Below are 14713 nucleotides of genomic sequence, written 5' to 3'. Positions count from 1 at the left end.
AATTGGCTTGGGCACTTCTGTAACAATCTCGCCGCACGTTAATAAAAATTAGCGGCATTATTATAAAAATGGGGTTGAACAATGGATAATGTTAAAAAGTTGTCAGTGCTTGCACTGTCAATAGCCGCGGCTTTGCCCGTTTCTGCGAAAGCCGACCTGCTCATCAGCGAGTATGTTGAAGGCAACAGCAACAATAAGGCGATCGAGTTGTATAACTCAGGCGACGCCGCCTTAGATCTTACCGGCTACAAGCTGGTGCGCTACAAAGATGGCGATACCAATGCCTTAGATATGGTCGCCCTAGACGGTCTCACCATAGATGCCAAAAAGCTCAAAGTGATCTTACACCCAAGCGCCGAAATCGCCCTAGGCAGCGATGTCGACAGCAGCACGGGTAATCTCTATTTCAACGGTGGTGATGCCGTAGCACTGGTCAAAGATGGTGCCGTGGTAGACATCATAGGTGCCGTGCCTACGCCTAGCGGCTGGGGCATGAACGTCACCATGCAGCGCAACACAGATGCCCTTGTTGCATCAAACGTCTTCGTCGAGAGCCAGTGGAAAGTATTGCCTGTCGATACTTTTACCGGCCTGGGTAACCTAGATGGCGCCAGCGCACCAACCGAACCTGAAGCTCCAGCCTTCACCTGTACCGGCGCGAAGATCACACCAATTTACAGCGTTCAGGGTGCAGGCAAGTCTAGCCCACTGATCGCCGACGGCGAGTATGCCTCTAAAGAGGAAGTGACGATTCGCGGTGTGGTAACCGCTCGTGGCGACAGCCTGTTCAAGGGCTTCTACCTGCAAGAAGTTGAGGGTGACAACTCGCCTTACACTTCAGACGGTATCTTTGTCTTCTTAGGCGAAGCGGCCGGCGAAGAGATCCAGCCTGGCGTTGAAGTCTGTGTTCAAGGTCTGGTGAAAGAATACTATGGCCTGACTCAAGTCGATATCAAGGCCGACAAGAAGATCGAAGTGGGTGAGAACCTAGGCGCGCCTGCTGCTCAACCTTTCTATGTGGCCGACGGCGAGAGCCTGGGTGATGCGCTAGAGCGTTTCGAAGGCATGCATGTGGTACTCGATGCCGGTAGCGACATGAAAGTCAGCCGTACCTTCAGCTATGACTACGCCGCCCGTCGTAACAACATGATGTTGTCTCACAAGGCGCCGCTGATGAAGGCGACCCAGCTCTATCCAGCGATGAGCGATGAAGCGATTGCGCTGGAAGCACAAAACCGCGCTAATCAGCTATTTATCGAGTCAGACTATAAGGCGAAAGATGGCGAAGTCCCTTACTTCCCAACCTTCAATGCCGAGAACGGTTATATCCGTGTTGGTGACCAACTGACTAACCTTCAAGGTGTGGTGAGCTACAGCTATAACGAATACCGCTTGGTGGCAACCAACGAGATCGTGGCGGGTGACTTCATTCGCGGCGATGATCGCAGCGATGCACCAGCCATTGCCACTAAGGGTGATATCCGTGTAGCCAGCTTCAACGTACTGAACTTCTTCAACAATGCGGTTGGTGGTGACGATACGCCTGCCGATAACCGTGGTGCTAACACCGAAGAAGAGATGCTGCTGCAACGCACTAAGATAGTGAATGCCATCACCGCCATGAACGCCGACATCGTTGGCCTGATGGAGATTGGTAACAACGGCTTTGGCGAGAAGAGTGCGATTCAAAACCTACTCGATGCACTAAATGCCGAACTCAGCGATGCCGATGCCTATAGCTTCGTCGAGATCAACGATGCCGATAAATACCAAGGTAAGTTTGTCGGTAGCGATGCTATCACTGTGGGCATGCTGTACCGCGCCGCTAAGGTGACACCGAGTGGTGATGCCTTCCTGATCGCCACACCTGAGCAACACGCTACCGCAGGCGTAGTGACTCGCGGCGAAGGCGACAAGGCGGAACTCAGCCCAGCGTTCGATAAGTATCAACGTCACAGCCTAGGTCAAACCTTCAAGATCCATGACGAGCAGTTAACTGTCGTGGTGAACCACCTCAAGTCTAAGGGCTCAGGTTGTGTCGAAGATTGGGCTAACTATGAAGACAACAGCGATCCAGCGGATCTTCAGGGCAAGTGTAACGAGTTCCGTGTATCGGCCGCTAAGGTCATTGGTGATGCGCTGCAAGACGTGAAGGGTGATCTCTTAGTGATCGGTGACATGAACGCCTACGGCAAAGAGGATCCTATCCGCGTATTGACCGACTTCGATGCCGCAAACAGCGATCGTGACATCATGACCGCCTCTTGGACAACGCTAGATGGCAAGGTATATGAGCGTGAAGGTAGCAAGATTGAGAAGGGCTATGGCCTGATCAACCTAAATACCAAGGTTCATGGCCCAGATACTTACTCATACAGCTACAACGGCGAGTTGGGTAACCTGGACCACGCTTTGGCTAACACTAGCCTGGCCGAGCGCGTACTGGATATTCAAGACTGGCACATCAACGCGGTCGAATCGAACCTGTTCGAATACGGCAGCAAATACACAGGTGAGCTTGCCAAGTCTGAGAATGCCTTCTCTGCATCGGATCACGACCCTGTGATCGTGGCGCTAAGCTACCCAGCGCCTAAGCCAGAGCCTAAGCCTGAGCCGGAAGAAAAGGATGACGGCGGTTCACTGGGTTATCTAGGACTGATGTTACTTGGACTGGCCGGATTGCGTCGCCGCAACTAGTCTGCCAAGTCTCTCGCAAGCCAGCTGTTCTCCCCAGCTGGCTTTTTTTATGCCTGCATTTAACCGTCTAGTCTGTTTCGCCTTAGTGTCATTTAGTCTTTTAGCCTGTTGCTGATGTCACTCGGTTCTGTTTCATCTGTTTAGCCGCAAGTTTAGCGCCTTGTTAGCGGCTGTTTTGCTTTGTGTAGCGTCGCCTCGCCATTTCTGCGGCTCAGATAACGCTGTGATATTTTTCTATTTTTCTCTCACTCATCGGGCTTGTTAATTTGTATTTTCAGGATAAACTGTCGCGCGTTATCGGCCAGGCCCAAGTGCCCAAGCACTGTGCCGACAACGTGATACAGCGCCTTTGATTAAGAGCCTTTGATTCGGCGTCAACGTTACCAGTCACCCTAGGCCTTCATTCGTCACACAAACCCACTTGATGCGGCCAATTTGGCGGCAAACGAGACTAACAATTCAGGGCGGATGAAGGCCAACCCCAGTATGTGTTCCTGGTGACGCCTTAACACCCTCGTCTGTTCAAAGCCGCATGCCTCGCAAGGCGATTTCAGCCCCTTATGCTTCAATATCCTAATGCCCTATTTCTTATTGTCCTATTTCCTATTGATTAGCGACGAAGTAGACTAAATGTCACTTTTGATCGTTGTGGAATGAGACATGAGCATTTGGTTTAGACCCGTTACCCTGGAAGATTGCGCCAAGATGGACGCAGGTATGCATGGCAAAGGCACCTTGATGCAGACCCTGGGGATCACCATCAGCGAGATTGGTGAGGATTACATGAAGGCGACCATGCCGGCCTCGCCAGCGGTGCACAATCCCTTGGGAATAGTTCATGGCGGCGCCAATGTGGCCCTGGCCGAGACTGTGGCCAGCTATGCGGCCAACTTCGTGGTGGATTTTGAGAACTACTATTGTGTCGGTCAGGAGATCAACGCCAACCATCTTAAGGCGTCGCGCAACGGCACCCTGACGGCAACCACCAAGCCGGTTCACCTGGGCAAACGCAGCTCGGTGTGGGAGGTGTTGATCCACAACAGCGCCGGTGAGCTCTGCTGTATCTCACGTATGACGGCGGCAGTGGTTAAGCGTCAGGCGATGGTCTGATGGCTAGACGCCAGGAGCGGCAGGGCTCTGGCGGAAAGCTCGCGTGCATCTGACATGCACCTGAATTAGTAAGATAATTTAGCCAGATTGGCTGCCACTTGTGCAGCCCGGTGCCATAATTAGGGAAGATATGCTTAAGGGTTAAGGAGTGCCTATGGAAACGGCAACAATTTGGGAATGGGTCGGCTATCTGGCCTCTGTGGTGGTCGCCATCTCCCTCATGATGTCAAATATCAAGAAGCTGCGTTGGTGGAACCTGATCGGCGCCGCCCTGTTTGTCGCCTACGGTCTGGCCATCGGCGCCCTGCCTGTGGCCTTGGTGAACTTCTTCATCGTGCTGATCGATGCCTTCTATCTGGTGAAGTTGTATCAGGTGGCCAAGGTCAAGCTGGACAAAGATAGCTGATCTGAGCCAAATCTTGCTAAGCGGGGTGATAAGCGCGATTGTTGACGCTTACTCCCCGCGGCTAAGATCGTGGCGAAAACCCTGTCATCTGATTTTCTATCTATCTAACTCTCTCCGCTCTCTCCACTCTCTCTCCTTTCTGCTGTCGGCTCTCCGTTCACTCTTCTTCTCTGTTTTTCTGCTTTGCGTCTCTGTTTATCTCTCGCCTTTCCTTGGTATCTGCATCGTTTCTATCTCGTTTCTATCTCGTTTCTACCAATCCCTCTTAGGCTGGCTTGTCAGTTAGATCGGCTCGTAAAGCGCATACAGATTAGGCATCTAATTAGGAATTTAATTTAGAAACTAAACTTTAATCTAAAAATCAGTTTAAAGTTATCAGTTTTAATCGTTTTATATTTCTCTGAGGCTCGACTAATCTTGCTACATCGACAAGTTAAATCGCTAAGCGAGTCACTTAACTCAATTGCCTAGCGCTTAACCTGAGCGCTAGGAATGAGTGCTTGAAATGAACGTTTAGAGGAACAGAGCTAATTTGGAGAAGAGCTATGGTCACAATATTTGACGTTATCGAAGACTGGTTGAGCTGACCAGGCCGCGTAAACGAAAAGCTAAATTTATACCTAAACTAATACCTAAATTTTTACCCAGGCTAAGACCCGAGCCGAGGGCCCAACAAGCTAAACAGGATGGAGCGAATTATGACAACCAACTACTTAACCAGCCAAAATGGCGCACCTATTGCGGACGATCAAAACTCTCTCTCTGCCGGCGAGCGCGGCCCGCTACTGCTACAGGACTGGCACCTTATCGAGAAGCTGGCGCACTTTAACCGTGAGCGTATCCCCGAGCGTATCGTCCACGCCAAGGGTACGGGTGTGTATGGCACCTTCACCCTGACCAAAGATCTGAGCGACTACACCATCGCCGACCACTTCAACGGCGAAGGCAAGCAGACTGAGACCTTCGTGCGCTTCTCGACCGTGGGCGGCGAGATGGGTTCGGCCGACGCCGAGCGCGATCCCCGTGGTTTTGGCCTGCGTTTCTACACCAAGCGCGGTAACCACGACATCGTCGGCAACAACACCCCGACCTTCTTCCTGCGTGATGGCATAAAGTTCCCGGACTTCATCCACACCCAGAAGCGCAACCCTATGACTAACCTGAAAGATCCACAGGCGATGTGGGACTTCTGGTCGCTTAACCCAGAGGCGATGCATCAGGTGACCATTTTGATGTCAGACCGTGGTATTCCGGCTAACTATCGTCAGATGCACGGCTACGGCTCGCACACCTTCTCCTTCTGGAATGCCAAGGGAGAACGTTTCTGGGTCAAGTTCCACTTCAAGTCACAGCAGGGCGTGGTTAACCTGACCAACGAGCAGGCGGATAAGCTTAAGGGTATCGATCCTGACTCGTCCCAGCGTGACATGGTGGCGGCTATCCAGGACGCTAACTTCCCGCGCTGGACGGTGAATGTGCAGATCATGCCTGAGGCCGATGCCAACACTTATCACATCAACCCGTTCGATCTGACCAAGGTGTGGCCACATGGCGACTACCCACTGATCGAGATAGGTGTGCTGGAGCTTAACCGTCTGCCGCAGAACTACTTCGCCGAGGTAGAGCAGGTGGCCTTAGCGCCGAGTAACTTGGTGCCAGGCGTAGGCGCCTCGCCGGACAAGATGTTGCAGGCGCGTCTGTTTGCCTATGCCGATGCCCAGCGCTACCGTATCGGCGCCAACTATAACCAGTTGCCGGTAAACTGCCCTCATGCGACTCAGGCAAACCATCATCAGCGTGGCGGCGCCATGGCGGGAACCCAGTGCCCCTTCAGTGGCAGTCAGACGGGCGGCGATGCCAGCGCTAACTATGGGCCTAACAGCACTCAGTCTGCCCTGGTGGAGCCGACACAGTTTGCCGAGCCAGCGCTGAGACTCGATGGTGAAGCCGACCGTTACAGTCGTTACGACCAGGATGACTACACCCAGGCGGGTAACCTGTATCGCATCTTCTCAGAAGACGAGAAGGCCAGACTGGCGGCGACCATCTCAGGCTCTCTCAGTCAGGCGAGCATGGATGTTCAGGAGCGCATGTTGGCCCACTTCTTCAAGGCCGATGAAGACTATGGTCAACGCATTAAGCAGGGCCTAGGTTTGTAAGATAGGTCTGTAAGTTAGACTTGTAGATAACCAGGCGTGTACAGCCTGAAAATAGAAAGCCAGTGATCTGAGTCACTGGCTTTTTGCTATCCAGCAGGGCTAACGTCCTGCGCCGAGCTGCCTTAACTTAATAGAGCAGAGTCGCCACACCCAGCAGGGCGAACAGGGCGGCGCAGCCACGGTGGATCCATTTCATCGGCAGTTTCTCGGCGCTGAAATGACCGGCGATCACCACAGGCACGTTGGCGATCATCATCCCCAGTGTGGTGCCCAGTACCACTAGCGGCAGGGCATCATACTTGGCGGCCAGCACGACTGTGGCAACCTGGGTCTTGTCGCCCATCTCGGCGAGGAAGAAGAGGATGAAGGTGGCAATGAAGGGGCCCATCTGATAGAAGCGGCTTTCTTCGGCGTCGACTTTATCGGGTACCAGTACCCAGAGGGCGATGGCGAAGAAGGAGAAGGCGACGATATAGGTGGCCATCTCTGGGTTTATCCAGTTGATAGCCCACTGGCCAACCCAGGCGGCGGCAAAATGGTTAGCCAGGGTAGATAGCAGTATCCCCAGGATGATCGCGGTCTTATTCTTGAATCTTGCGGCGAGGATCAGTGCCAGCAGCTGGGTCTTGTCACCTATCTCGGCAATGGCGACGGTGAAGGTTGAGGCGAGTAATGCTTCCATCATAGTTCCTAAGGGGGCAAAAATTCCAAGCACGATCCGCCGCCCCCTAATGAATGAACGGTAACCGTGCTCAGGTCTTGCAGAGTAAGAGGTGTTCCCCTTACCGTGAGTACCATGGCATGTGGCCAAGTATGTTGACACTCACTCAAGGCAAATGGCTTTGCCTTGTTAGCTACTCCCCTGAAGCAGTGGCGGCCATTATACCCAAATCCTTTTGAGGTGCAAGGAGGTGCCTGCTTGCCTGGGGTGATCACTCTGTAGACAGCTTGTTTCGTGGTTTTTACGCCTTTGTACAAACTTGCATCCGATCTGGCGGCATACCTTGTGCGCCGCCTGTGGCTCTGTTAATGTGCCAAACAGTCAAATTTATAGAGTAAAGGTAGTGATGAAACATACCTATCGATATTGTTACCGATTTAGGCAGCCTCAGGGGCTTAGCTAGATCGTAAGATAGTAAAAGCTAAGCTGTTGAGGCCAACCCGACACGTACTAGGGCAGAGATCCATAGTTCGGTTAGGAGGCTATCGCTTAGTGTGTTTCATGACTAATTCCCGCCTTCGCAGTCGTTCTAAATCTGACCTTCCAAAAAGAGATAATAAATAAAGACAGGACAATTTTGTGAACTTAAAAATGCTTGGCTCTATTGCCATCGTTGCGGGGACCGCAATTGGGGGAGGCATGTTGGCCTTGCCTCTGGCAACTGCTTCATTGGGGACGATTCCAGCCTTACTACTATTAGTGGCGATCTGGGGGGTATCTATCTATACCTCTCTGTTGATGTTAGAGATTAACTTACGTGCCGGTGTAGGGCTGAACGTCCACGCCATCACGGGCAAGACCTTAGGCAAGGTCGGCCAGCTGATCCAGGGCGGCTCCTTCTTGAGTCTGCTATTTGCCCTGACCATGGTCTATCTGATGGGTGGCTCCTCCCTGCTGGAGTCTCGCTTCGAACCCCTGGGGATCAAGGTGAACCACGAGGCGGCAGTATTGCTGTTTACCTTGGTGTTCGGCGGCTTTATCGCCATCGGCGTCTCCTGGATCGACAAGGTCTCACGTGTGCTCTTTAGCGCCATGGTGGCCCTGTTCGTCATCGTAGTGCTCTTCCTGCTACCCGAAGTCAGCCCAAGCTATATCCTGCGTGAATCAGCCACCGAATTGGTGTCTAAGGGCGAGCTGGGTAACCTCTGGCTGGCGGCTATTCCTGTGGTGTTTACCTCTTTCGGTTTCCACGTCTGTATCGCAACGATTGTGCGCTACCTGGATGGCGATGCCATGTCGCTGCGTAAGGTACTCATGATTGGCTCGACCATCCCCTTGGTGTGTTACATCCTCTGGTTGATGGTGACCCTGGGCACTGTGGGCGGCGCGACCGTGTACGGTTTCGAGGGCTCTCTGCCTAAGCTGGTGTCGGCGCTGCAGGGCATAGCTCACTCAGACATTTTACGTCAATGTATCGATTTGTTTGCAAACCTGGCGCTGATCACCTCTTTCCTTGGGGTGACCATGAGCCTGTTCGACTATATTGCCGAGCTAACCCGCGCCAGAGACAACCTGCTGGGTCGCCTGCAGACCTGGTTGATAACCTTTGTGCCGCCGCTGCTGTGCGCCCTCTACTATCCTGATGGTTTCATTAAGGTATTAGGTTTTGCTGCCCTGCCGCTGGTGGTGATGATCATCTTCCTGCCTATCGCCATGGCGCTGGGACAGCGTAAGCAAAACCTGGGTGGTTACCAGGTGAGTGGCGGTCAGTTTGCCCTGGCTGCGTCGGCGTTGGTGGGTCTGGTGATTATCGCCGCCCAGCTCTGGGTTGCACTGTAAAAAGAGACTGACAATTTGCGCCTAAGCGAAGGGGCAGGGGATTGCTGGAAATACCTGCTTACCTTTTCGCTAATTTGCTAAGCTGTTTGTTACTCAAGAATTTATGATAAAGTCGGGCCATTGCCCGACTTTTTTGTAGGGCTTTTAAGGCTTCATGCGCTGAGGACTTAAAAGACCATTGGGTATTATAAAAATTTTTATAACGATAAAACGGACTTAGCAAATGAAAAAGTTACTCGTGTCAGTGGCGCTCGCCGCTGCCTTCGGCGCTCACGCCGATGAGGGGATGTGGCAGCCCTATCAACTGCCTGCCATGGCAGATGAGCTGAAGGCCAAAGGGCTGGAAATCGACGCCAAATCTATCTCTAAACTCACCGAATTCCCCATGAACGCCGTGATCAGCCTAGGTGGCTGTACCGCGTCTTTCGTGTCGCCAAAGGGCCTGGTAGTGACTAACCATCACTGTGCCTATGGCTCGATTCAATACAACTCGACCCCAGAGAAGAACCTGCTAAAAGATGGCTTCCTGGCGAAGAACTATGGCGAAGAGCTACCCGCTACCCCAGGTTCACGCATCTATGTCACCGAAGCCGTGACTAATGTGACCGATGAGGTGAAAGCCGGCCTGGAAAACAAGGTAGGTAACGACTTCTATCAGGGCATCGAAGCCAAAGAGAAGCAACTGGTTGCCCAGTGTGAGGCCGACGACGGCTACCGCTGTCAGGTTTACAGCTTCCACGGCGGCCTGGAGTACTACCTGGTTAAGCAGCTTGAGATCCGCGACGTGCGTCTGGTGTATAACCCGGCGGCTAGCGTAGGTAAGTACGGCGGCGACATCGACAATTGGATGTGGCCACGTCATACCGGTGACTTCTCTTTCTATCGCGGCTATGTCTCGAAAGATGGCAAGCCTGCTGATTTCAGCAAAGACAACGTGCCTTACGAGCCTAAGAGCTTCCTTAAGGTGTCTGCCAAGGGCGTGAGCGATGGCGATTTCGTCATGGTTGCCGGCTATCCGGGTCGCACCAACCGTTACCGCACCGCCAACGAGGTGGAAAACCAGTTTGAGTGGGCCTATCCAGAAGGCAAGATGCTGCGTGAACGCTTCATCGAGATCATCAAGGAAACCGCGCCTGAGGGCAGCGACGAGCGCATCAAGTATGAAAGCCTGATCGCCGGTCTGGCCAACTACGCCAAAAACTTCACCTCGATGATCGAGTTCTATGGCAAGTCGACTATGCTCGACGATCGCAAGGCTCGCGAGGCGGCGCTGACTGCTTGGATCAACAAAGACAGCAAGCGTCAGGCCCAGTATGGTCAAACCATGGCCGAGCTGGACAAGCTGATCAAAGAGAGTCAGGAGCATCAGGCCCGCGACATCATCTTAGGTTATATCGGTTACACCACCATGCTGCCGACTGCTCGTAGCCTCTACCGTCTGGCTAACGAGAAGCAGCTGGACGACATGGCGCGTGAGCCTGGATATCAGGATCGCGACATGACCCGCTTCAAGTCGGGCCTTGAGCGTATCGACCGTCGTTATGCACCGAGTGTGGATAAGGCCGTGGTACTGGACCTGCTGAGCCGTTACGCCAAGCTGCCTAGCGAAGAGCGTATCCCTGAGCTGGACAAGGCATTCGGCATCGGCAAGAAGTTCGACGCCGCCAAGCTGAGCAAGGTACTGGATAAGATGTACGCCAAGACCGAGCTGGGCGACAAGGCGACTCGTCTTGCCTGGATGGACAAGTCGGTAGCCGACTTCAAGGCCTCTAAAGATCCTTTCATTCAGTTTGCCGTCGCCATGTATGACACTGATATGGCTCAGGAAAAGAAAGAGAAGGAGCTGTATGGCAAGTTGATGAAGGTACGTCCTCAATATATGGATGCCATCATCGCCTACAACAAGGAGCTGGGTAAGCCAGTGTACGCCGACGCCAACTCTAGCCTGCGTGTGACCGTGGGTCATGTGAAGGGCTACTCGCCACAAGATGGTCTGGTTGCCGTACCTTTCACTCGCCTGGAAGGCATAGTGGCCAAAGACACGGGTGAAGATCCGTTCGACGCGCCTAAGAAGCAGCTTGAGCTGATTAAGCAGAAGCAGTATGGCGACTACTATGTGAAGTCTATCGATTCTGTGCCGGTGAACTTCCTGTCGACCCTGGATACCACAGGTGGTAACTCAGGTTCACCAACCCTAAACGGCCGCGCCGAGCTTGTCGGTCTGCTGTTTGACGGCGTCTATGAGTCAATCATCGGCGACTGGGGTTACGATACCGACACCAACCGTTCTATCCAGGTAGATAGCCGCTACATGCTATGGGTGATGAAGTATCTGGATCACGCCGACAACCTGCTGGCAGAAATGGAGATTGTTCACTAATTCTAGCGATTAGTGGAGGCGCTGGTTGGATGCTTTTAGTATCTAGTCAGCGTTAAGGTTAAAAGGGCTTAGATGAGAATCTAGGCCCTTTTTTGTTATCTAGTGCTGATGGTTTCTTCGTGATTTATTGAAATGTGCCTAGTGGCTCGACGTGGCTTGACGTAGTTTGAATTCAATTAGCCATGCTTTAGCGTTAACCGTTACTGTGGTTAATTGCCTGCGGCAGGCCTTATGTGCAAACATTCTTTTGGCGCGGTGAATGAAGCGAAGCTTCGTGCTCATGAACGAGAGACATGGATGCCGAACTGGCCGTTATACAGGGATGTTGTTCAAGTCCATCCATGGATAATCATCTGGCTACATGGATGTAAATAATGCCGTAAAGTATCGGGTTGAATGTTAGGGACGAAAATAGATTTCGTCCCGTCTGATTGCTTTTTATAACGCAGTTGAGTCCTTAAAGGACATATTTTCTACTAATACTTTCTCCCAATGCTCTTTTGATGAGATATCATAGCTGTGTTCTTTGATTATCATATTTTCGTCAACTTTTATCACATAAGGGAGCGCCTTGTAGGCATTTCCAAACATACGATTCAGTAGAGGAACACGCCCCTCCTTTGAAATCCAGACCTCGCCTTTGAAACCTGTATCTTTTAGCATTTTACTTACAGCTTCTCTGTCGTCATCTAAAGCGACACCTAGTATATTAACGCTTAGGTCATTAGTAATACGAATTTGTTCAATGTTTTTAAGGGACTTGTAACAGGGCGAACACCAAGATGCAAAAAAATATACTATGTGCGTAGTACCTTTGAGATCCATAAATGTTTTAGGCTGGCCTTCGGTATTAATAAGTTCAATATTTGTTATTTGTTTACCGATATCTTTCAATGATGCATTAACTTTCTGATCGTAACTGTCTGCATGTACGTTAATTGCGAAAGTTAAACATAAAATAAAAACTAACTTGACCAAATTAAACTCCTTTGTTGATTGTTAATACCCACACAAGGGGACGTAAATCGTAGCGGCGATCGCTTTAATCTTAGCGAAGTACCAAAACTAAACCACCATGTCGTTTTAATGTCACTGTAAGCCAAGTGAGCTACTTGATGCATTTATTATATGCACAATTCAGTTAAGTGCTGGATAACCTTTACCCCCTTTGGTTCCGAATCATCAAGTTTAGGGTTATACCAAATCGGTTGAATGCCTGATTTTAGAGCTGGCTCAATATCTTTGGCTAAACTGTCGCCAACCATAAACACAAGCGCCTTATCAACTCCGAGGAGGTCTATGATTTTTGGAAGAAAATCTGGGTTCCCTTTTGAAACCCCAAGATTGGCCTTACAAAAATAACCTGTGATGAACTGAGCTAAACCAACTCTTTCAAAAGCCAATTGAATGTCTGATTCGGAGGATTCAGCAGCGCCTGTTGCAATGTAAATTGACGCCGACTTTGATAGATGCCTCAAAGCTTCCAAAGCGCCTTCTACAGCTTCGACGGTTTCCCAATCACACATTTTGCCGTGTACGCAAGGAAAGTCGACCATTAAGGTATCACCCCAATCAAACAAATATATATTTTTCATTTATCCTCCTTGCGTATCTAATGTCCGCCACAAATGCGATCAACGTGTTGCGAGTCGAGGCGCAATGCGGTGTTTGATGGCGTTTGTTATGCGCTGTCACCTTAGTTTGACCCCGCAATTGCTACAATTTTTGAGCGAAATCTGGATGCCAGCCCTTCCTAATGCTCTTGGCGCTGAATTGCATGCAGGGCAACGATAAACTTTATTTAGACCATAAAACATCAACGCAAAGCCAGCTAAAAACGGAAATGTTGGGTTTATATATGCGTCAGTGATTGCATTGAATAAAAACGTAAAGCCAAAAATAGCAAACGAGACAGCAAAAATTACAGTTAACTTTCGCTCTCGTTTCTCAAATTCATTTATAACTTCATCCTTGGTCATTACTTTGTCACCGCATAACAGCTTATTAGTGCTCATGCGCGTTTATCATGTTAGAACAGTGAAAACGCGTATTGTTAACTGATTGTATTACAAAGAAGTTATCACCTTTACTTCAAACATACTATGCAGAAAAATGCGCATGCGCGTATTTCAACCCTATTAACTACTCGATGATTGTTGTAAGTGATTGATTTTAATTGTTATTTGTTTGGGGTTGAATGAGGGGCGCACAAATACAGGATAAAAATCGTTCATAATCCTTATGATTTAAATATGGCTGTGTTCTTATCCAGCTTTTTTGATGGGGAGAAGTGAATTACATCACACGGGTGTAGTACTAAAAATTTCCAAGCCAGAAAGTTGGTTCGTTACAGATCCACCGACAACTTGTTCACTCACTTTGGGGCAAAATCAGTTGGTTTTCACGCCTTAAACATACCAATACCGCCAAATCGAAGAGACGTTAGATACCGAGTGTAGATACGCCGGTGAGCTTCCGAAACAGGGATGTTTCGGCAGAGCCTAAAGGGACTTATTCACGGCGTCTCACAGGCGTATCTGCACAACCCCCGCCGGGCAGGCGTTAGATGGCGATGAAGGTACGACCTTCATTTACCTCCCCAACATCCATTCAGGTCAGATTGCGCGTAGCGTGCCACAGGCGTATCTGCATATACGTCGTTCTTTCACATCTGACCCATAGGGATATGGGGAATGTCGGCCTGATGTAGGGAGCATCACTGACCCTGTTACCACAACATTGCTACTTCCATGTACTGCACCCGTCGGGCAGGCGTTAGATGGCGATGAAGGTACGACCTTCAACAGCCTCTCAAGTATCGATGCTGGCCAAAGATACACAGCGTGCCAAAAACGTGTTTGCATCTAAGCCCACGCAGATGATAGACAGCCATGAAGGTTCGACCTTCAATCACCAACCCAATACGAAATAAGCCGGAAGCTACGCTAGCAACTATTCACCCAACAAAGCCCCCCAACTAAGCCCCCCAACTAAGCCCCCCAACAAAGCCCCCCAACTAAGCCCCCCAACAAAGCCCCTTTAAGCAGGCTTGTGCTTAAGAAAAATGTTCCCATCGTTTCTTGGTGGTCACGAAGACGATCACGCCGCCGAGCAGTCCGGTCAATGAGCCCATAACGCCTATGCCGATATAGAGGTTGATGATGAATCCGATGGCGATGACGCAGTAGAAACCAAATACGCCTAGCTTCTTCCATCGCCAGATCATGGCGGCCAGGACGACATTCACCAGGCTCATCACCCCGAGAAAATAGAGTATGCCGGTGCTGGCGCTGGGGTAGATCTCTGTGATGGCTTGTGGGTTGGCAAAGTAGGTGATGGCGGTCAGCGGATTGGCGATAAACATCAGGACTAAGAAGGCGCTTAGCCAAAATCCACGCTGCTTCTCTGTGATCTGCTCGCCCGTTTCTGTTGATGTCATATAACCCCCTAGTGAGTTTTAT

The 14713-nt window shown here is 50.7% G+C and carries 11 protein-coding genes; 6 read left to right on the top strand and 5 right to left on the bottom strand.

Going from position 1 to position 14713, the window contains the following annotated elements; all coding sequences use genetic code 11:
- Nucleotides 1-81 precede the first annotated feature (81 nt).
- The 4 genes from exeM to katB all read left to right on the top strand — a co-directional run bounded on the left by exeM (nucleotide 82) and on the right by katB (nucleotide 6372).
- Nucleotides 82-2697 (top strand): extracellular exonuclease ExeM, encoded by a 2616-nt coding sequence (gene exeM, locus K0J45_RS16370; RefSeq protein WP_220043332.1) that lies wholly within the window; start codon nucleotides 82-84, stop codon nucleotides 2695-2697.
- Between the two features lie 660 nt (nucleotides 2698-3357).
- Nucleotides 3358-3807 carry a PaaI family thioesterase gene (locus K0J45_RS16365; protein ID WP_220043331.1) on the top strand — a complete coding sequence of 150 codons (450 nt, stop codon included), beginning with the start codon at nucleotides 3358-3360 and terminating at the stop codon, nucleotides 3805-3807.
- A 154-nt stretch (nucleotides 3808-3961) separates the two neighbouring features.
- Nucleotides 3962-4213, top strand: a complete 252-nt coding sequence (locus K0J45_RS16360) for a YgjV family protein (RefSeq protein ID WP_011866987.1) — start codon at nucleotides 3962-3964, stop codon at nucleotides 4211-4213.
- A 698-nt stretch (nucleotides 4214-4911) separates the two neighbouring features.
- On the top strand, nucleotides 4912-6372 hold the full coding sequence (gene katB / locus K0J45_RS16355; protein WP_011866986.1) for a catalase KatB: 1461 nt from the start codon (nucleotides 4912-4914) through the stop codon (nucleotides 6370-6372).
- A 127-nt stretch (nucleotides 6373-6499) separates the two neighbouring features.
- Here the strand turns inward: katB and K0J45_RS16350 are convergent, their stop codons facing one another.
- Nucleotides 6500-7054 carry a TMEM165/GDT1 family protein gene (locus K0J45_RS16350; RefSeq protein ID WP_220045339.1) on the bottom strand — a complete coding sequence of 185 codons (555 nt, stop codon included), beginning with the start codon at nucleotides 7052-7054 and terminating at the stop codon, nucleotides 6500-6502.
- 618 nt (nucleotides 7055-7672) lie between these two features.
- Between K0J45_RS16350 and K0J45_RS16345 the strand changes: the two genes are divergently transcribed.
- A complete protein-coding gene (locus K0J45_RS16345) occupies nucleotides 7673-8872 on the top strand; it encodes an aromatic amino acid transport family protein (protein WP_220043330.1) in 1200 nt (399 codons plus the stop codon).
- 223 nt (nucleotides 8873-9095) lie between these two features.
- Nucleotides 9096-11252: a S46 family peptidase gene (locus K0J45_RS16340; protein ID WP_220043329.1), complete on the top strand. Its 2157-nt coding sequence runs from the start codon at nucleotides 9096-9098 to the stop codon at nucleotides 11250-11252.
- A gap of 438 nt (nucleotides 11253-11690) precedes the next feature.
- Here K0J45_RS16340 and K0J45_RS16335 read toward each other — a convergent pair whose 3' ends face one another.
- From K0J45_RS16335 to K0J45_RS16320, 4 genes are all read right to left on the bottom strand, one after another.
- Entirely contained in the window at nucleotides 11691-12230 is a 540-nt protein-coding gene (locus K0J45_RS16335; RefSeq protein WP_220043328.1) for a TlpA family protein disulfide reductase, read from the bottom strand.
- A 146-nt stretch (nucleotides 12231-12376) separates the two neighbouring features.
- A complete protein-coding gene (locus tag K0J45_RS16330; protein ID WP_220043327.1) occupies nucleotides 12377-12847 on the bottom strand; it encodes an HAD family hydrolase in 471 nt (156 codons plus the stop codon).
- 96 nt (nucleotides 12848-12943) lie between these two features.
- Nucleotides 12944-13267, bottom strand: coding sequence for a hypothetical protein (locus K0J45_RS16325; RefSeq protein ID WP_220043326.1), 324 nt, complete (start codon nucleotides 13265-13267; stop codon nucleotides 12944-12946).
- Nucleotides 13268-14307: 1040 nt separating this feature from the next.
- Nucleotides 14308-14691: a hypothetical protein gene (locus K0J45_RS16320; protein ID WP_220043325.1), complete on the bottom strand. Its 384-nt coding sequence runs from the start codon at nucleotides 14689-14691 to the stop codon at nucleotides 14308-14310.
- Between the last annotated feature and the right edge of the window lie 22 nt (nucleotides 14692-14713).

This window comes from Shewanella alkalitolerans, assembly GCF_019457575.1.
Lineage (GTDB): Bacteria > Pseudomonadota > Gammaproteobacteria > Enterobacterales > Shewanellaceae > Shewanella > Shewanella loihica.
Note: the sequence above shows the minus strand (reverse complement) of the source record. Positions and strands in the feature narration are given on the sequence as shown.

Excerpts from the sequence above, each read along its gene's own strand:
- K0J45_RS16365 (WP_220043331.1), top strand. The coding sequence starts at position 3,358 with ATGAGCATTTGGTTTAGACCCGTTACCCTGGAAGATTGCGCCAAGATG.
- K0J45_RS16360 (WP_011866987.1), top strand. The coding sequence starts at position 3,962 with ATGGAAACGGCAACAATTTGGGAATGGGTCGGCTATCTGGCCTCTGTG.
- K0J45_RS16330 (WP_220043327.1), bottom strand. The coding sequence starts at position 12,847 with ATGAAAAATATATATTTGTTTGATTGGGGTGATACCTTAATGGTCGAC.
- K0J45_RS16325 (WP_220043326.1), bottom strand. The coding sequence starts at position 13,267 with ATGAGCACTAATAAGCTGTTATGCGGTGACAAAGTAATGACCAAGGAT.
- K0J45_RS16350 (WP_220045339.1), bottom strand. The coding sequence starts at position 7,054 with ATGGAAGCATTACTCGCCTCAACCTTCACCGTCGCCATTGCCGAGATA.
- K0J45_RS16320 (WP_220043325.1), bottom strand. The coding sequence starts at position 14,691 with ATGACATCAACAGAAACGGGCGAGCAGATCACAGAGAAGCAGCGTGGA.
- exeM (WP_220043332.1), top strand. The coding sequence starts at position 82 with ATGGATAATGTTAAAAAGTTGTCAGTGCTTGCACTGTCAATAGCCGCG.
- katB (WP_011866986.1), top strand. The coding sequence starts at position 4,912 with ATGACAACCAACTACTTAACCAGCCAAAATGGCGCACCTATTGCGGAC.
- K0J45_RS16340 (WP_220043329.1), top strand. The coding sequence starts at position 9,096 with ATGAAAAAGTTACTCGTGTCAGTGGCGCTCGCCGCTGCCTTCGGCGCT.